This is a genomic window from Nocardia kruczakiae NBRC 101016, from assembly GCF_001612965.1.
In the GTDB taxonomy this organism is placed as follows: domain Bacteria; phylum Actinomycetota; class Actinomycetes; order Mycobacteriales; family Mycobacteriaceae; genus Nocardia; species Nocardia kruczakiae.
The window spans coordinates 1-18,442 of sequence record NZ_BDBL01000065.1 but is presented as its reverse complement, the minus strand read 5'-3'; the positions used below and the strand labels follow the sequence as shown (position 1 = coordinate 18,442).

The window sequence follows — 18,442 nt, the reverse complement described above, 5'->3', positions numbered from 1 at the left end:
CAAGCAGGTCGAACCCACGGCCGTCAAGAGATATATTTAGTGATCGACACAGAAAGAGGATTCGATGGCCGAACGCGGACGACCGCGCGGATTCGATCGCGACATCGCGCTGCGGCGCGCGATGGAGGTGTTCTGGGCACACGGGTACGAGGGCGCCGCGATGAGCGATCTGACGTCCGCGATGGGAATCAATTCCCCCAGCCTGTACGCCGCCTTCGGATGTAAGGAGCAGTTGTTTTGCGAGGCCGTCGAACTCTACGGGCGCACCGAGGGCGGGTACACCGCCCGCGCGCTCGAGACCGCGCCCACCGCTCGCGCGGCCGTCGAGGCGATGCTGCGCGACAACGCCGCCGCCTACTGTGACCCCGCCACGCCGCGCGGATGCCTGGTGGTGGTCGCGGGCACTACGGCGGGGCCTCGCCACGGCGCCGTCCGCGATCTGCTCGCGCAGTGCCGCCGCCACACCACCGAAGCGGTGCGGCAGCGACTCGACCGCGGCATCCACGACGGCGATCTGCGGGCCGATGCCGATATCGAGGGTCTCGCCGACTTCTACACCGCCGTGCTGTTCGGACTGTCGGTGCAGGCCGGTGACGGAACAGACCCGCACCGGCTCGGCCGGACGATCGACCGGGCACTACAGGCCTGGCCGGACTGAGCCGGCTACATGCGGCGCAACGCCGCGATGCGCTGGGACAACTGATCGGCGGTCGCCAACGCCGTCGGCGGTCCGCCGCATTCGCGCCGGAGTTCGCCGTGGATCACCCCGTGCGGTTTCCCGGTGCGGTGATGATGCATGGCGACCAGCGAGTTGAGTTCACGCCGCAACTCCCCCAGCCGGTCTGCGGTCGCGACACGCTCGGCCGCGGCCGCCGCGGAGGGTCCGGCGTCGGGCGCCTCGGCCACCGAGACGGCGGCGCTGCGTTCGCGGATCTGGCGAGTCTGACGGTCGCGCAGCAGGGCCCGCATCTGGTCGGCGTCCAGCAGGCCCGGAATGCCGAGGTAGTCGGCCTCCTCGTCGCTGCCGGAGAATGTCGCGGTACCGAACGAATCGCCGTCGTAGATCACCTGATCCAGTTCGGCATCGGCCGCCAGCGCGACGAACGCGCGTTCCTCCTCGCCCGGCTCGTCCTTCTGCTTGTTAGCATCGATCAGCAGCTCGTCGTCGAGAGCGTTCTTCTCCCGATGCGGTTTGCCGATGACGTGATCGCGCTGCACTTCGAGCTGGGCGGCCAGATCGAGCAGCACCGGCACCGACGGCAGGAAGACGCTCGCGGTCTCCCCCGTGCGGCGCGCACGCACGAAACGGCCGATGGCCTGGGCGAAATACAGCGGGGTCGAGGCGCTGGTCGCGTAGACGCCGACGGCCAGACGCGGCACGTCCACACCTTCGGACACCATGCGCACGGCGACCATCCACGGATCGGTGCTGTTGGCGAACTCCCCGATCCGCTGGGAGGAGGTGGGATCGTCGGAGAGGACCACCGCCGGTTTGCTACCCGAAATGTGTTCCAGCAGTTCGGCGTAATCGCGGGCCTTCTCCTGATCGGTCGCGATCACCAGGCCGCCGGCGTCGGGCATGCCGGTGGCGCGCAGCTGCCGCAACCGGGTGTCGGCGGCGGTCAGCACCTTCGACATCCAGTCACCGGCCGGATCGAGGGCGGTCCGCCACGCGCGGGCGGTCTGTTCGGCGCTCAGCGGTTCACCCAGCCGGGCGGAATACTCCTCACCCGCGCTGTCGCGCCACTGCGCCTCACCGGAATAGGCGAGGAAGACCACCGGCCGGACCACACCGTCGGCGAGGGCCTCGGAATAGCCGTAGGTGTAGTCGGCACTCGACCGCGGGAAACCGGATTCGTCCGGTTCGTAGTTGACGAACGGGATCTGCGAATCGTCACTGCGGAAGGGAGTACCGGTCAGCGCCAGGCGGCGGGTGGCGTCGCCGAACGCCTCGGCCACCGCATCGCCCCAGCTCTTGGCGTCACCGGCGTGGTGGATCTCGTCGAGAATCACCAGGGTCCGGCGGTTCTCGGTCCGCACCCTGTGCTTGAACGGATGCGAGGCGACCTGGGCGTAGGTGACCACGACGCCGTGGAAATCGCCGGAGGTGCCGCCGGTGCTGTTGGAGAAGTTCGAATCCAGCTGGATGCCGAGCCGCGCCGCCGCCGCCGACCACTGATGCTTGAGGTGTTCGGTGGGCGCGACCACGGTGACCTGGTCGACGGTGCGGTCGGTGAGCAGTTCGGTCGCCAGCCGCAACGCGAACGTGGTCTTACCCGCGCCGGGCGTCGCCACAGCCAGGAAATCACGTGGTTTGGTCGTCAGATATCTGGTGAGTGCTCTGCGCTGCCATGCTCGTAACGAACCGCCACCACCCGAAGTCACTCGACAGACAGTAGCGACCGGCACCGACACCTAGCCAATTCGACACCACGTGATCTGCCACGAATCCGGCGACGGCCCGGCTCACCTCGCAGATCACCGCACGCCTGTGCGGCAGAACACGGACGACACGTTCGCGGCCCGTTGCTGCCGTGGCGCCCTCGGTGGGCAATGCTGTACTCACGATGTGTTCCGACCGACCGGCCTCGACGTCCGGCGCAGCGCGCTCCTGGCAGCGGCTGCGCGGTCGAGTCGTGGCCGCGCTGCGGCGGATCTGGCAGGTGATCGCGCGAGTCACGGAGAAGGCGTGGGGAGATTCCATCTTCGCCAAATCGGCCGCCGCCGCGTTCTGGCAGACCCTGTCGCTGGCGCCACTGCTGCTCGGACTGCTGGGCAGTATCGGTTACGTCGGCGGACTGTTCGGCCCCGACACCGTCCATATCGTCGAGGGCAAGATCGTCAGCTTCAGCCGCAACCTGTTCAGCGCCAACGTCGTCGACGAGATGATCGCGCCGACCGTGCGCGACGTGCTGCAGCGCGGTCGCGGTGCGGTGGTGTCGGTGGGTTTCGTGCTGTCGCTGTGGGCGGGGTCCTCGGCCATGGCGACCTTCGTCGATTCCATCGTCGCCGCGCACGGACAGGCCGACGCCCGCCATCCGGTCTGGCAGCGGATCTTCGCGCTCGGGTTGTATCTGCTGTTCCTGGTGGCGGCCGTATTCGTATTGCCGCTGGTGGCCTTGGGCCCGACCCTGATCGGGCGCACGCTGCCACCGAACTGGCGCGAACCCGGGCTGCGCCTGATCGACACCTTCTACTATCCGGCGGCCGGGCTGCTGCTCATCGTCGGCCTGACCACGTTGTACAAACTGGCGCTGCACCGGTCGCTGCCGTGGCATCGGCTCTTCGGCGGGGCGTTGGTGGCCGGCATCTTCTTCATGGCGGCCAGCGACATCCTGCGCCGCTATCTGACCTACGCGGCGCGGGCCGGCGTCAGCTACGGGGCGCTGGCGACACCGATCGCCTTCCTGCTCTTCACGTTCTTCCTGGCGTTCGCGGTGATTCTGGGCGCGGAATTCAATGCCACCGTGCAGGAGTTCTGGCCGGCCCGGGCGACCCGGTTCGAACAGTTCAAGCAATGGTGGGCCCGGCGCAAGCACCGGCACGACGGCAGCGACGACGAGATCGAGACCGCGCGGACCGACGACGAACCGCCCTCGGATCTGCCGTGGACTCGGTCCGATGACCCCGGAGCCGCGGATCGGCAGCACTCGGACGGCCCGCCTCAGGACGACCGGCCCGAGGATCCCGCCGGTGGTTCCGCCTACCGCGCCGACACCCGTCCACCGTCCATTCTCGACCAGGGCCGGATCCGCCCCGCGGGATAACCGCCGACGATCGAGCCTGCGCCGGCACGCGGACCATCGCCCTCGGTTGCGCCCGGTCGGCGCGTGCCTCACCTCCCGGCCGGTAGCGGGTGGTCGCGGAAGAAGTCCCAGATGATCCGGTTCGCGCTGATCGCGGTCGTGGTGCGGCCGACCAGCGGTTCCGGCGAGATCACCGACGCGGTGCCCGGCCAGGTGTGGCCGCCGCCGACTACCGCGTACAACTGCACGGCCGTCCGGTCCGGGCACGGATAGGTGTAGCGCACGACATCCGGGGCTACCTGCTGCTGTTGCGGTTGGGTCCCGCATCCTTCGCGCCGCGCCCACGCCGCCGCCTGATCGGGGATGCTCACCGGTCCGGGACCGTCCACCCCACCGGGCCGCGTATCGCCGCGCTGAGCCGCCGACCCCGTTCCGTCGGCCGAGGGGAGGTATTTCGCATTGGGCCCGACCCCGCCGGTATAGGCGACGATCGGATCCTCGGTGCCGTGGAAGGCCACCATCGGCACAGCACGAACCGGATCACACCATGCGAAGTCCTGTAGTCCGGCCACCGGTGCCACCGCGGCGATCCGGTCCGCGAGCTGGCAGGCCAGCGACGAGGTGGTGAAGGCGCCCATCGACAGCCCGGCTACGTAGACGCGGCGTGCGTCCACGCACCGGGTGGCCTCGACGTGGGTCAGCAGGTCGGACAGATACGCGATATCGGCGCTGTTCTGGCCGAAATCCCACCGCGGCACACCGGGTTCGTCCAGCTGCGGCGTGACCGTCGCGAATCCGTTGGCCATGCCGAAGGGCCCCAGACCGGTGCCCGCATACTCGAGTGCGGCCGGTTCCAGATAGCCGTGCAGATCGACGACCAGCGGCAGCGGCGCGATGGCGGCGGGAACGTCGAGGAGGTAGGTCCCGGATTTCCCGGCCGCCGCGAAGCTTTCGATCGAGGTGCCGGTCGGATGCGACGCCGAACATCCCGGCGACGGCTGTGCCGGTACCTTCTCCGGTTCGCCGGCATGAGCGGTGGTCGCGGTCGAGAGGGCGGCAGCCGTCAGAAGTGTCGCCGCGATGGACGAGACCGTGCGAAACCACCGGGACGTCGCGATATACATGTACTGCCCACCTCGCGGAAAATATTGTTCTCACCGAAGAGAACAATGATCACACAAGCGAGGCGGGCGTGGGCGCAGTCGGATGACACGGCCCGGAACGGCCGCTCGATCCGTCCTTCGAGCTCAGTCCTTCTTCATCATCTCGTAGATGCGTTTGCAGTCCGGGCAGACCGGCGAGCCGGGCTTGGCCGAGCGCGTCACCGGGAACACTTCGCCGCACAGCGCCACGACATGGGTGCCCATGACGGCACTTTCGGCGATCTTGTCCTTCTTCACGTAGTGGAAGAATTTGGGAGTATCGCTGTCGGTCGTCTCGTCGGTGGTCGTATCCGGACGAACCAGGGTGTCGGTGCTCACCCCATCGATTCTGCCATCGGCGCGCGAGGCTGGTGAGCGGGTGTCGTCAACCTCATCGAACACCCGGCGGTTCGGCGGTGCTTGCGCGGTGGCGGGCGCGTGTGCATTCGATCATGCGGAGTGGAAGACTCGACGTATGCAGCGTGACGGCGACTCCTCCGACCTACCGCCCGAGTCCCGGACGTCGGGCCCGGGGCGGGTCGGTCCGGAGGGCGAGGCCGCACGTGCGGCCGAACCCGGCGGCTTCGCGAATACCGCCGAGGCTCCGGACATGTCGGCGGCGGCCGATCCGCGGCCTTCGAGCGCGACGTTCGAACGCCGGCCACCCGGTTCGGTCCCCCGCCCCACCCGCGCCTCGACCGGCTATTTCCCCGGCGAGGACAAGCATCCGGTCCTGATCACCGAGGCCGCACCCTCGCTGGACCAGCAGCACCGCGCCCGCGTGAAGCGCTACATGATCCTGATGGGTTTCCGCATTCCCTGCCTGGTGCTGGCGGCGGCCGCGTACGGCCTGTGGAGCAATGCGCTGATCTCGCTGGCCATCATCGGTGTCTCCATCCCGCTGCCCTGGATCGCCGTACTCATCGCGAACGACCGGCCACCGCGCAGCAAGGACGAGCCCAGCCGGTGGGACGAGCGCCGCGCGGCGAAAGCGCTCGAATCGGGACAGCATCGTTCCATCGACGGCTGAACGACGCGGGCTACCTGCCCGGACCCGGCGAGAGCGGTGCCCCGTACCAGGTGGCAGAGTTCTCCTGTGCCTGCCGACCGGACCACCGCCTCCCTGCTCACCGCCCTCGCACCCGCGCTGCGCGCCGCGCTGACCCGGGTCCGCTACGACGCCGACACCGTGCTCGAGGCCATCGGCGCCGACGCCCACGCGGCCCTCGGACGCTCCGAACCCGTACCGGTGCGCCGGGCCGCGCGCGCCGCCGGTGAGCTCGGCACGCTGATCCGGCTGCTGCTGCTCGGCGACGCCCTGCCCGAACGGGAGGTGGCCGCGGCCTTCGCCCCGCTCGACATCGACCGGGCCGTCGCCGCGGGTCTGCTCGAGCGCGACGGCGATTCGATCCGCGCCGCGCTGGACCTGCGGCCCCTGGATCTGGGTTCGGGCACCCGCTGGGTGCTGTCGGATCTCGACGACTCGATGCGGCGGCGCACCCTCAGCGCCGACCACGTCCTGGGCGTGGGCCAGGCGTCGCTGTCGCTGCTGCGCGCGACGCCGATCGATCCCGTCGGATCCGTTCTGGATCTCGGCACCGGCTGCGGTGTGCAGGCGGTGCACGCCGCCGGCTATGCGAAGACGGTGACCGGCACCGATGTCAGCGGCCGTGCGCTGTGGCTGGCCGAGGCGACCGCCGCCCTCAACGACCTCGACATCGAGTTCGTCGAGGGCTCGTGGTTCGAGCCGGTCGCCGGGCGCCGTTTCGATCAGGTGGTGGCCAATCCTCCGTTCGTGGTCGGACCGGCCCGGATCGAGCACACCTACCGCGATTCGGGCCTGGCGCTCGACGGCGCCAGCGAACTGGTCGTCTCGCAGGCGCCCGGTCTGCTGAATCCGGGCGGTACCGCGGCCATGCTCGCCTCCTGGGTGCACGCCGGCGATGCGGACTGGCGCGGCCGGGTGGCGAGCTGGCTGCCGGATCAGGGGGTCGACGCCTGGATCGTGCAGCGCGATGTGGCCGATCCGGCACTGTATGTCGGCACGTGGCTGCGCGATGCCGGACTGGATCCGCGCGATCCCGAGGCACAGCGGCGGGCCGAGCAGTGGCTGGCCGCCTTCGACGCGGCGCAGGTCGAAGGCATCGGCTTCGGCTTCGTCTACCTGCACGCGATCGACGGGCCCACCGAGGTGCTCGCCGAGGATCTGACCCACGGTTTCGACGACCCGCTCGGCGCGGAGGCGCCGGCCTACTTTCGCCGATCGGCGTGGCTGCGGACGGTACTGGCGGACAACGAGGTCGCCTGGCGTGCGCGATTCACCGTCGACGCCGCGACCGCGCTCGAACGCGTCCTGCTGCCGGGCGCCGAGGGCTGGCAGGAGCGGGTGGTCCGGCTGCATCGCGGTGACGGTCCCCGCTGGCAGCACGAGATCGACGACACTCTGGCGGCGTTGCTCGCGGGAATGCGGCCCGACGGGCTGCCGTTGGAAGAACTGGTCGAATTGCTCGCAATCGGCCACACCGGAACCACCGCCACGCCGCAATTCCGAGCCGAGGCGTTGTCGGCGGTCACCGGATTGGTCCGGCACGGACTGATCACACCGGACGAACTCGACGCGCCCCCGGCCGACGCCGCGCGTGCCCCCGCGTCCTCCCCCATGTCCACGGAGTTCCCTTCTTAAGAACTTCTCAGACGGAGGTTGCGAAAGCCGCAGCTCAGCACGGTTTATCGGCGCCAAGGCGGGGAACTTTCCCAGTGTCGGGTCCGTTGTTCGGAGTGAGACACCACCGACAGGAGGCAAGTCATGACAAGCCCCGCCACCACTGGAGTGCGCGCCATCGATTCGGACCTCGACGCCCAGAGCCCGGCAGCCGACCTGGTACGTGTGTACCTGAACGGGATCGGTAAGACCGCGCTGCTGACGGCCGCCGACGAGGTCGAATTGGCCAAGCGCATCGAGGCGGGCCTCTATGCCCAACACCTGTTGGAGACCGGTAAGCGGCTCTCGGCGACCCGCAAGCGGGATCTGGCGATCCTGGTCCGCGACGGTCAGGCCGCCCGTCAGCATCTGTTGGAGGCCAACCTCCGCCTGGTCGTATCGCTGGCCAAGCGCTACACCGGCCGCGGTATGCCGCTGCTGGATCTGATCCAGGAAGGCAACCTCGGTCTGATCCGCGCGATGGAGAAGTTCGACTACGCCAAGGGTTTCAAGTTCTCCACCTACGCCACCTGGTGGATCCGGCAGGCCATCACCCGCGGTATGGCCGATCAGAGCCGCACCATCCGCCTTCCCGTGCATCTGGTGGAACAGGTCAACAAGCTGGCCCGGATCAAGCGCGAACTGCATCAGCAGCTCGGCCGCGAGGCCAGTGACGAGGAGCTGTCGGCCGAATCGGGTATTCCGGTGGAGAAGATCGCCGATCTGCTCGACCACAGCCGCGACCCGGTGAGCCTGGACATGCCGGTGGGCAACGACGAGGAAGCCCCGCTGGGCGACTTCATCGAGGATTCGGAGGCGACCTCCGCCGAGAGCGCCGTCATCGCCGGGCTCATGCACCGCGATGTGCGCAGCGTGCTGGCCACCCTGGACGAGCGCGAACAGCAGGTCATCCGGCTGCGCTTCGGCCTCGACGACGGCCAGCCGCGCACCCTCGACCAGATCGGCAAGCTGTTCGGTCTCTCGCGTGAGCGCGTGCGCCAGATCGAGCGCGAAGTCATGGCCAAGCTCCGCAAGGGTGAGCGGGCGGACCGCCTGCGCGCCTACGCCAGCTAGGTCACACAGACGCTGGGCCGCCCGGAATCCGGCCCAGCACCATCCCGGTGACCGGATAGGTGGTCACCTCCGCTGCGCCGGCCGACGCGGGTGTGCCCTTCCCCCTCCGGGGCACATCCGTCGGCCGGCGTGCTGTATCGATCTCCCGGCGCGAATCCCGTTGCCGCGACTCCGAATTGCGCGGCTACCCGGTTTGCCGCGGCTACCCCGAGTTGCGCAGCGCCGTCGCCAGGCCGTTCATCGTGAGCAGGATGCCGCGCTCGACCAACTCCGATTCGTCCCCGGCGCGCCGGCGCCGCAGCAGGTCCACCTGCATCTGGTTCAACGGTTCCAGGTACGGGAAGCGGTTGCGGATGGACTCGGCCAGCGCCGGGTTGTCCGACAGCAACTGATCGCTGCCGGTGATCGCCGCATGCACCTGCACGGTGCGGTCGAACTCGTCGCGGATCATGCCGAAGATGGTGGTGCGCAACGTCGCATCCTCGACCAGCTCGGCGTAACTGGCGGCGATATCCATATCGGCCTTGGCCATCACCTGCGCCAGGTTGGACATCACGGTGCGGAAGAACGGCCACCGCCGATACAGGTCACGCAGCGTCTGCCAGCGCTCGGAATCGGTACCGGCCCACTCCTGGATGGCGCTACCGGTGCCGTACCAGCCCGGCAGCATCACCCGCGACTGGCTCCACGCCATCACCCAGGGAATCGCCCGCAGATCCGAAACCGAACTGGTGGGTTTGCGGGAGGCGGGCCGGCTGCCGAGATTGAGGTCGGCGACCTCGGCGATGGGCGTGGAGGCCCGGAAATAGTCGACGAATCCGGGCGTCCGATGCACCAGCCGCGCGTACGCCTCGCGCGCCGCGTCCGCGAGCTCCTCGAACACCTCGTAGGCCGCCTCGGCGCCGGAGCCCAGACCTTCGACATCCAGCAGCGACGATTCCAGTGTGCCGGCGACCAGCGATTCCAGATTGCGATGGGCGGAACCGGATTCGGCGTACTTGGTGGAGATCACCTCCCCCTGCTCGGTCAGGCGCAGCGAACCGCGCACCGCGCCCGCCGGCTGGGCGAGGATCGCGTCGTAACTGCGGCCGCCGCCGCGGCCGACGGTCCCGCCCCGACCGTGGAACAGCCGCAACCGGATTCCGGTTTTGCGCGCGGTTTCCACCAGGTCGAGTTCGGCGCGGTACAACGCCCAGTTCGCCGCCAGATATCCGCCGTCCTTGTTGGAGTCGGAATAGCCGAGCATCACCTCCTGGGCCATCGCGCGGGCGGCGACCAGGCGGCGATAGGCCGGAACCTCCAGTGCCGCGGCCAATGTCGCCGCACCACCGCGCAGATCGTCGATCGTCTCGAACAGCGGAACCACCCCGACCGGCGAGTGCGGCGGGGTCTGATCGTCACCGGGATCGAGAATGCCCGCCTCTTTCAGCAGTAGCGCCGCCTCGAGCATGTCGCTCACCGAGGTGCACATGCTGATGATGTAGTTGGGCACCGTATCGGGCCCCAGCGCATCGATCGCGGCGCGGGCCGCGCGCACCACCCCCAGCTCCTTGGTGGCGAGTTCGCTCAGCCGGGCGTGCGGGCCCAGCAGCGGCCGTCGCGTGCTCAATTCCGCTGCGAGCAGCTCGATGCGCTCCGGTTCGGACAGACTGCGATAGTCCGCGTGCACACCCGACCAGGCGAGCAGTTCGGCCACGACCTGTTCGTGCACCTCCGAGTTCTGGCGCATGTCCAAGCCCTGCAGGTGGAACCCGAAGGTCTCCACCGCGCCGCGCAGCGCGGCCAGGCGGTCGTCGGCCAGCAGGCCGTCACCCGATTCGCGCATGGAGGCGTCGACGGTGTTCAGATCGTCCAGCAGCTGGTCCGGGCCCTCGTACGGCGAGACCCGGGCGAGCTGCTCCCCGGACAGTTCGAACACCGAGGGGAATTCGGCGGCCGAGCCGAGCGCACGCTGCGCGGTCGCGGCGAGGCGCAGGCGGATGCCGCGGATCGCGCGACGATACGGTTCGTCGGCGCGCTGCGGTGAATCGTCACCCGCCGCGTCGGCCAGCCGCGACAGTTCCGGGGTGATCGCCACCAACCGGATCGACTGCGACAGCGACTTCTCCAGGGCAACAAGCTCTTTCAGATAGTGGCCGAAGATCACGGTGGCGGCCCGGCGGGTGGCGCGTTCGACCACTTCGCCGGTCACGTTCGGGTTGCCGTCGCGGTCGCCGCCGATCCACGAACCGGGCCGCAGGATCGGGCGGGCGAGCAGATCGTGTCCGGGCCACCTGGTCCGTAGCGCCTGGCGTACCTCGGCGTTGATCCGCGGAATCACCTCGAGCAGGGTGAGGTCGTAATAGCGCAGGCCGACCTCGATCTCGTCGGAGATCCGCAACCGCGCGAGGCGGATCAGCGCCGTGCGCCACAGGGTGAGGATCTGGCGGCGGATGTCGTGGTCGATGGTGGCGTATTCGGGTTCGTCCTCGCGGTAGCGGGCCCGCCGGCGCATCAGTTCGGTGATGCGGGCCTGAACGTCGAAGACGGTGCGGCGGCGCGTCTCGGTGGGATGGGCGGTGATCACCGGCGAGACCAGCGCGTCCTCGAGCACCTCCGCGGCGAGCGCGCCGTCGACGCGAGCGTGGTCGAGCGCCCGATACGTCGCGGCCAGGCTGGATTCCTGCGGCGGCTCACCGGCGGCGACGTGCACCGCGCGACGGCGGTCGCGCTGCAGATCCTCGGCGAGGTTGGCCAGCAGCAGGAAATGGCTGAACGCCCGGATCAGCGGGATCGCCACCCGCAGCTCGGTATCGCGCAGCATCTCCGCGACGGCGCTGCGCTCCACTTCCGAACGCCGCACCCGGAAGGCCTCGACCCGCACCCGTTCGACGAGGTCGAACACCTCGGGACCCTCGTGGTCGCGGATCGTCTCGCCCAGGATCGCGCCGAGAAACCGGATATCGTCCCGCAGGGGCGCCGTAGCGCTCTCGATCTGATCTTCGCGCATACGGCCAGTATCGACCATATCCGCGGACCGGCCGCGGTGGCGCTGGTCACCACGGTATGGCGGGCCGGGCACCGAACGCCTCACACCAGGCGGCGCGGACCGTTGTCGAAGCGGCTCGGTTCCGGGCCGATCCGCACGCGCGCGTACAGGATCGCGGCGCCCTCCGGTGAGGCCAGCACCGGTTCCACCGACAGTTCCCGTACCTCCGGCAGATCGTCGCACAGCGCCGAAATGCGTTGTGCCAGTGCGGCCAGCGCCTTCTTGTCCACCGGTTCGCCGATGGTGCGGCCCGATCCGGCCTGCCCGTCGAGCAGCGGGGCGGCGCGCGGGGCGTCGATCAGTTCGACCGCCTCGGCCTGGGTCAGTGGCAACGCCCGGTAGGCGCGGTCGCCGAGCAGGTCGATGATGGTTCCGGAGAGACCGAATCCGATGACGGATCCGAACGACGGGTCGTCCTGCACCCGCAACACACACCCCACCCCCTTGGTCGCCATCTTCTGGATGTGGACCACCGCGTTGCCGGTCAGTTCCGCCAGATCGATGTAGGCACGCCGGACCGCGGTGTCGCGCCACAGATCGAGGCGGACACCGGTGAAATCCGGTCGGCTGCGCCACATTTCGCCGGTGGCCTTGGCGGCGACGGGATATCCCAGTTCCGCGGCCGCCGCGACGGCGGCCTCGGGATCACGTGCCTCCCGGAATTCCACCACGCGAATTCCGTAGCAGGCGAGCAGTTCCGCGGCCTCCAGATCGCCGAGCCAGTCCCCGTCGGGACTGCGAGACATCCACTGCTCCACCAGTTCTCGCGCCCGCCCGACCTCGAGACCGTCCGGGCGCACCACCAGCGAGGCCGGGCGGGTCCGCCACGCCGCGTATCGCCGCACCCGTGCCAGCGCTCGCGCCGCGCGTTCCGGATCGGGGTAGGACGGGATGGAACCGCGGTCGACGATGCCGCCGGCACCGCGCACGGTGAGCAGATTCGGCATGCCGTGATCGGCGACGAAGGTGGTGAGCACGGGTTTGACCGCATCCTGCGCGCCGGCCCGGATCGCCTCGGCGAAGGCGGTGACCGCCGCCGGCACCGGCGGCGCGAAGATGACGATGACGGCGTCGACCTCGGCCGAATCCATCGCACTCGCGACGGCGGTCAGGTAGTCGGCGGGTTCGGCCTGGGGCCCCAGATCGGTCGGCTCCCCGACCTCCAGTCCCTCCCCGCGCGCCGCGTCCACCGCCAGCCAGCCCAGGGCGGCGCTGTTGCCGATCACCGCGAGCCGCGGGCCGTCCGGCAGCGGCTGGTAGGCCAGCAGCATGGCGCAGTCGAACAGTTCGGCGATCGTGTCGACCTGCACGATGCCGGCCTGGGCGAACAGATCGCGCTCCACGGAACGTTCCAGACCGCTGACCGGCACGTTGGCGGCGTTGCGGCCGCTGCTGACCGCCACCACCGGTTTGGTGCGGGCCACCCGGCGGGCGATGCGGGAGAATTTGCGCGGATTGCCGAAGGTCTCCAGATACAGCAGCACGACGTCGGTGTCGGGATCGGTATCCCAGTACTGCAGCAGGTCGTTACCCGACACATCGGCGCGATTGCCGGCCGAGACGAAGGTCGACAGTCCGAGCTTGCGCGCCGCCGCCTCGGCCAGGATGGCCGCGCCCAGCGGCCCGGACTGACAAAAGAATCCGACCCGGCCGCGGCCCGGTAGCACCGGCGCGAGCGTCGCGTTCAGCGAGACCGCCGGATCGCTGTTGGCGATACCGAGCGCGCTCGGTCCCACCACGCGCATACCGTGGCCGCGCGCGGCGTCGACCAGATCGCGCTCGGCGCGGAAGCCCGCCGGCCCGGTTTCGGAGAATCCCGCGGTCAACACGAGCAGGCCTTTGACCCCCTTGGCCATACAGTCGTCGAGGACGGATTTGATCTCCTCGGCCGGTACGGCGACCACCGCCAGATCCAGTTCGTCGGGGATGTCGTGCACGGTCGGATAGGCGCGCACACCGCGCACGGAGGTCCGATTCGGATTCACCGGATACACCGGGCCCTGGAACACGCCGGACAGCAGATTCGCCAGCACCGCCCCGCCGACCCGGCTCGCCGACGGGGTGGCACCGATGACGGCGATCGACCGCGGCGCCAGCAGATTGCCGACGCTGCGTGCCTCCGAGGCCCGCTCCCGCGAATCCCGCACCGACAGCAGCGCTTCGGTGGGGTCGATGGCGAATTCGAGGTGCAGCACAGACCCGTCGCGGCTGCGCTGCACCTGGTATCCGGCCTCTCGGAAGACCGTGACCATGGTGTGGTTCTCGGCGAGCACCTCGGCGACGAAGGTGTCGATATCGTTCTCGGCGGCCGCACCGGCCAGATGCTCGAGCAGGATCGACCCCAGGCCGCGGCCCTGATGTTCGTCGGCGACGACGAACGCCACTTCCGCCGCGCGGGGACCTTCGCGATCGGTGAGCAGTTCGTAGCGGCCGACCGCGATGATCACCGACCCCAGTTCGACGACCAGCCCCACCCGGTTGTGGTAGTCCACGTGGGTGGTGCGGTACAGATCCTTCGGTGTCATCCGCGGGTACGGACCGAAATAGCGCAGATAACGGGTCCGATCGGACAGCGCCGCGTGGAAGGCCTGCATCGGCTCCGCGTCGTCGGGGGTGATCGGCCGCAGCCGGACCACACCGCCGTCGGCGGCGAGCACGTCGGCGAACCAATGCTGCGGGGGCGGCGGCGGATCGGCGGGAGTGTTCTCGGCGTCCGGTGCGGGGGCGGATGATTCAGTCACGGGGGTCCTCCGGGTCCAGGCCCAGTAATCCGTAGGTCGCGCGGCGGGTGGCGAGCACCGCGGTGTCGATCGCGCGCTGCGCCCGGTCGAGATGGGCGTCGCCGGTGTCGAGCGCGCCGCCCGGCCCCTGCCAGGGGATGAAGGCGGTGTCGCCGCCGTCGCCCATCGTGGTCGGCGCCGGCACGGTCGGGGCGTAGCCGCGCACCAGCTCACGCCAGTCCTCGGGAATGGCTGTGCCCGGATCGATTTCGCGATCCAGCGCCGTCGCCAGCAGGTGGGTCCACGCACGCGGCACCACCCGGACCAGTCCGTAACCGCCGCCGCCCACCGCGAGCCAGCGCCCTTCGGCGTACCGGTCCGCGAGTTCACGCATGGCACGAAACGCCGCGCGCTGGCCGTCGACGGTGAGTTCGAGGTCGGCGAGGGGGTCCTCGCGATGGCTGTCGACCCCGCACTGACTCACCACCAGTTGCGGCCGGAACGCGGCCAGCGCCCCGGGCACGACGGCGTGAAATCCCCGCAGCCACTGCGCATCCCGCGTGCCGGGCAGCACGGCGAGATTGATCGCGGTGCCCTCCGCGGGGCCGGCGCCGATCTCCTCGGGCCAGCCGGTGTTCGGCCACAACGTCGCCGGATGCTGATGCAGCGAAATGGTCAGCACGCGCGGATCGTCGTAGAAGGCGCGCTGCACGCCGTCGCCGTGGTGCACGTCGACGTCGACGTAGGCGATGCGGTCGAAGCCGTTGTCCAGCAGCCACGAAATGGCCACCGCCACATCGTTGTAGACGCAGAACCCGGAGGCCGCGTCGGGCATCGCGTGATGCATACCACCCCCGATGCTGACCGCCCGCCGGGCGCGGCCCGCCGCGATTTCCGCGGCGGCGGCGAGGGTTCCGCCGACGATCACCGAGGCCGCCTCGTGCATATGGGGGAAGACGGGATTGTCCATCGAACCGAGTCCGTGCGGGGGTGCGGCCGGCGGTGTCGTGCCCGCGGGTGCGGGCACGGCGTGGCGCACGGCCTCGAGGTAGGCGGCGGTGTGAATGCGCAGCAGCTCACCGTCACCGGCCGGGCCGGGTGCGAGGGTTTCGATGCCGTCGAGCAAACCCAGACTGCGCGCGAGCGCCATCGTGAATCGGAGCCGGGCCGGCTTCATCGGATGTTCCGGGGTCCAGGTGTAGTCCAGGAAGCGGTCGGTCCACACCACGGCGGCGTCGTCTGCCATAACGGTCACGCTAGCCCACCGCGGCCCGTCGCCGTGGCGTTGCTCGCACCGGCGAGGACACGGGAAGCAGACCACCCGCGTTGTCGTTGTCATGCAGTAGAAATGCAAGACGACACCGGGCGCGCCTGTCGCCCGCGCGCATCCGGCCGCGCGCGCAGGTATCGGTGATGTTCGTGCAGGACGTGCGAAATATGCTGACGCCGATCGTGCAGCCGGGCGTGGGTAGAATTCGTGCCGACGAAGGGGTAACAGGTGAAGGATCTGGTCGACACCACGGAGATGTATCTCCGTACCATCTACGACCTCGAGGAGGAGGGCGTGGTGCCGTTGCGGGCGCGTATCGCCGAGCGCCTCGAGCAGAGCGGCCCGACGGTGAGTCAGACGGTCGCGCGGATGGAGCGCGACGGTCTGCTGATGGTCGCCGGCGACCGCCACCTCGAACTCACCGACAAGGGCCGCGCGATGGCCGTGGCGGTCATGCGCAAACACCGGCTGGCCGAACGGTTGCTGGTCGACGTGATCGGGCTGGACTGGCAGAACGTGCACGCCGAAGCCTGCCGCTGGGAGCACGTGATGAGCGAGGAGGTGGAACTGCGTCTGCTCGAGGTGCTCAATCACCCCACCACCTCGCCCTACGGCAACCCCATCCCCGGCTTGGACGAACTCGGCGTCAACTCCGGCAATTCCGGTGAGGAGACCCTGGTCCGGCTCTCCGATCTGCCGCCCGGCCAGGTGTCGGCGGTGGTGGTGCGCCGGTTGTCGGAACATATTCAGGCAGATCCGGACGTGATCGGTCAGCTGCGGGAGGCCGGGGTGGTTCCCGATGCCCGCGTGACCGTCGAGACCAAGCCCGGTGTGGTGATCATCTCGGTGCCGGGACACGTCGGTTTCGAACTGTCCGACGAGATGGCCCACGCCGTCCAGGTCAGGCTGGCCTGACGGATGAAACTTCTGGTGACCGGCGGTGCCGGATATGTCGGCGGAGTCTGCGCCCAGGTACTGGTTCAGGACGGCCACGAGGTCGTGGTGGTCGACGACCTGTCCACCGGCAACGCCGAGGGTGTGCCGGCCGGCGCGAAATTCGTCGACGGGGATATCGCGACCACCGGCGTCGAGCTGATCGAATCCGAATCCTTCGACGGTGTCCTGCATTTCGCGGCGCAGTCGCTGGTCGGTGAATCGGTGCAGCAGCCCGAGAAGTACTGGCACGGCAATGTGGTCAAGACGCTGGCGCTGCTGGAGGCGATTCGTCGCACGCAGACCCCACGGCTGGTGTTCTCCTCGACCGCGGCGGTCTACGGTGAGCCGGAACAGGTTCCGATTCTCGAGTCCGCGCCGCCCCGCCCGACCAACCCCTATGGTGCCTCGAAGCTCGCGATCGACCACGCGATCACCTCGTACGCCGTCGCGCACGGTCTGGCCGCGACGAGCTTGCGGTATTTCAACGTCGCGGGCGCGTACGGAGGGCTCGGCGAAAACCGCGTGGTGGAAACCCATCTCATCCCGCTGATCCTGCAAACGGCTCTGGGACATCGGGATTCGATTTCGGTGTTCGGCACCGACTATCCGACACCGGACGGCACCGCGGTGCGTGACTACATCCACATCCGTGATCTCGCCCGCGCACATGTCCTGGCATTGGCGCAGTCGCGGCCCGGCGAACATCGCATCTTCAATCTCGGTAGCGGGACGGGTTTCTCGGTGCGCGAAGTGATCTCGGCCTGTGAGCGCGTCGTGGGCCGGCCGATTCCGGCGGTGGACGCGCCGCGGCGCGCCGGTGATCCGGCGGTGCTGATCGCGTCGAGCGCGAAGGCTATCGACGAGCTCGGCTGGCAGCCCGAACACAACGATCTCGACGAAATCGTCTCCGATGCATGGGATTTCCTCACCTCGCTCGGTGACCGCGCGCACAGCGCTCGCTGATACGCGCGGCCTCCGGGCCCGTGATGTGGTCGCTGTCATCGCGACTCCGGTTCGCCGGGATCGGCGATGACGAGGTCGACACCCAGACCTGCGGCGATATCGCGGCCGCTGACGGCGAGTTTGCGCACATCGTCGGGGCGCATGCCGGTGCGTAGCGCCGCATCCAGCAGTCGTGCGATGCGGTGAGCCGGGTCGGCCTGCAGCGCCGCCTCGAACGCGACACCTGCCAGCGGTCCGTCACCGCGGGTGTAGGCGCTGTAGCCGAAGAGGGTGGCCAGCTCGGCCCGGTCCGGACCGGTGAGGCCGCGGCAGGCACGAGACCACAGCGCCTCGGCCGCCGCTGCGTGCGCACCCAGCGCCACCGCGAACAGCGAATCGCGCACCGCGGTGTCGCGCACGGCGACGGCCAGATCCGCGAGTTCACGTGGATCGAGGTCATCGCCCGATTCCACAGTGCTGATCTGCCACAACACCATGTCCAAGGCGGCGCGACTGTAGGAGCGCGGCTCCCCGGCACGTAGTGCGCGCCGGAACCGCTGCCTGGCGGCCTCCGCGGCATTGCCGATCACGGCGTCGATCTGGACACGCAGCGGCGTGTTCTCTGCCACCGCGGCGGTGAGTTCGGTGCGCGAGCCCCGGATGGGGCGGCCGTCGAGAACCTGCGCGAGTGCGACCGGCGAGGCCGCCGGATCCGCTTGGGTACCGGCACTGCCGGTATCGAGCACGCTCCACCAGTCGGCGCCCGGGGTGATCTCGCCCACGGCCCATGCCTCCGCGAGAAGCACATTCTGGCTCTGCAGCGCGCCCTCGAGCACCCGCACCAGATCGCGATGGCGGGCCGTGCGCCGCCCGGCCCGCCCCG

14 protein-coding genes are annotated in these 18,442 nt (G+C 69.3%); 7 read left to right on the top strand and 7 right to left on the bottom strand.

The features are described from left to right. Positions 1–64 precede the first annotated feature (64 nt). Complete coding sequence (locus NK1_RS31295; RefSeq protein ID WP_063014586.1) at positions 65–658, top strand: TetR/AcrR family transcriptional regulator; 594 nt, start codon at positions 65–67, stop codon at positions 656–658. A 5-nt stretch (positions 659–663) separates the two neighbouring features. Here the strand turns inward: NK1_RS31295 and NK1_RS31290 are convergent, their stop codons facing one another. Beyond that, positions 664–2,385 (bottom strand): DEAD/DEAH box helicase, encoded by a 1,722-nt coding sequence (locus tag NK1_RS31290; protein WP_245660962.1) that lies wholly within the window; start codon positions 2,383–2,385, stop codon positions 664–666. A gap of 182 nt (positions 2,386–2,567) precedes the next feature. Here NK1_RS31290 and NK1_RS31285 point away from each other — a divergent pair, with 182 nt between their 5' ends. Next, complete coding sequence (locus tag NK1_RS31285) at positions 2,568–3,767, top strand: YihY/virulence factor BrkB family protein (protein WP_084461826.1); 1,200 nt, start codon at positions 2,568–2,570, stop codon at positions 3,765–3,767. A 68-nt stretch (positions 3,768–3,835) separates the two neighbouring features. On the opposite strand, the gene NK1_RS31280 is transcribed toward NK1_RS31285, so the two are convergent. After that, the gene (locus NK1_RS31280; protein WP_063014584.1) at positions 3,836–4,870 is read right to left on the bottom strand and encodes a CE1 family esterase; all 1,035 of its coding nucleotides are present in this window, start codon (positions 4,868–4,870) and stop codon (positions 3,836–3,838) included. 123 nt (positions 4,871–4,993) lie between these two features. Then, positions 4,994–5,227: a DUF3039 domain-containing protein gene (locus tag NK1_RS31275; protein ID WP_030517239.1), complete on the bottom strand. Its 234-nt coding sequence runs from the start codon at positions 5,225–5,227 to the stop codon at positions 4,994–4,996. Positions 5,228–5,498: 271 nt separating this feature from the next. Between NK1_RS31275 and NK1_RS31270 the strand changes: the two genes are divergently transcribed. The 3 genes from NK1_RS31270 (at position 5,499) to NK1_RS31260 (ending at position 8,663) form a co-directional block, all read left to right on the top strand. Then, the gene (locus NK1_RS31270) at positions 5,499–5,918 is read left to right on the top strand and encodes a DUF3099 domain-containing protein (protein WP_084461828.1); all 420 of its coding nucleotides are present in this window, start codon (positions 5,499–5,501) and stop codon (positions 5,916–5,918) included. Between the two features lie 66 nt (positions 5,919–5,984). Beyond that, positions 5,985–7,571, top strand: a complete 1,587-nt coding sequence (locus NK1_RS31265) for a DUF7782 domain-containing protein (RefSeq protein WP_084461825.1) — start codon at positions 5,985–5,987, stop codon at positions 7,569–7,571. Positions 7,572–7,694: 123 nt separating this feature from the next. Beyond that, the gene (locus tag NK1_RS31260; RefSeq protein ID WP_030517242.1) at positions 7,695–8,663 is read left to right on the top strand and encodes a sigma-70 family RNA polymerase sigma factor; all 969 of its coding nucleotides are present in this window, start codon (positions 7,695–7,697) and stop codon (positions 8,661–8,663) included. A gap of 202 nt (positions 8,664–8,865) precedes the next feature. On the opposite strand, the gene ppc is transcribed toward NK1_RS31260, so the two are convergent. The 3 genes from ppc to NK1_RS31245 all read right to left on the bottom strand — a co-directional run bounded on the left by ppc (position 8,866) and on the right by NK1_RS31245 (position 15,657). Beyond that, complete coding sequence (ppc, locus tag NK1_RS31255; RefSeq protein WP_157104537.1) at positions 8,866–11,652, bottom strand: phosphoenolpyruvate carboxylase; 2,787 nt, start codon at positions 11,650–11,652, stop codon at positions 8,866–8,868. An 80-nt stretch (positions 11,653–11,732) separates the two neighbouring features. Next, positions 11,733–14,432, bottom strand: a complete 2,700-nt coding sequence (locus NK1_RS31250) for a bifunctional acetate--CoA ligase family protein/GNAT family N-acetyltransferase (RefSeq protein ID WP_063014581.1) — start codon at positions 14,430–14,432, stop codon at positions 11,733–11,735. Further along, complete coding sequence (locus NK1_RS31245) at positions 14,425–15,657, bottom strand: acetoin utilization protein AcuC (protein ID WP_063014579.1); 1,233 nt, start codon at positions 15,655–15,657, stop codon at positions 14,425–14,427. The genes NK1_RS31250 and NK1_RS31245 overlap by 8 nt, the downstream gene beginning before the upstream one ends. 252 nt (positions 15,658–15,909) lie before the next feature. Here NK1_RS31245 and NK1_RS31240 point away from each other — a divergent pair, with 252 nt between their 5' ends. Both NK1_RS31240 and galE read left to right on the top strand, forming a co-directional pair. After that, a complete protein-coding gene (locus NK1_RS31240; protein WP_063014577.1) occupies positions 15,910–16,596 on the top strand; it encodes an iron-dependent transcriptional repressor DtxR in 687 nt (228 codons plus the stop codon). Positions 16,597–16,599: 3 nt separating this feature from the next. Continuing rightward, the gene (galE, locus tag NK1_RS31235; RefSeq protein WP_063014575.1) at positions 16,600–17,580 is read left to right on the top strand and encodes a UDP-glucose 4-epimerase GalE; all 981 of its coding nucleotides are present in this window, start codon (positions 16,600–16,602) and stop codon (positions 17,578–17,580) included. Positions 17,581–17,615: 35 nt separating this feature from the next. Here the strand turns inward: galE and NK1_RS31230 are convergent. Beyond that, the coding region (locus NK1_RS31230; protein WP_063014573.1) for a DUF4192 domain-containing protein at positions 17,616–18,442 on the bottom strand (827 nt) is incomplete at its 5' end.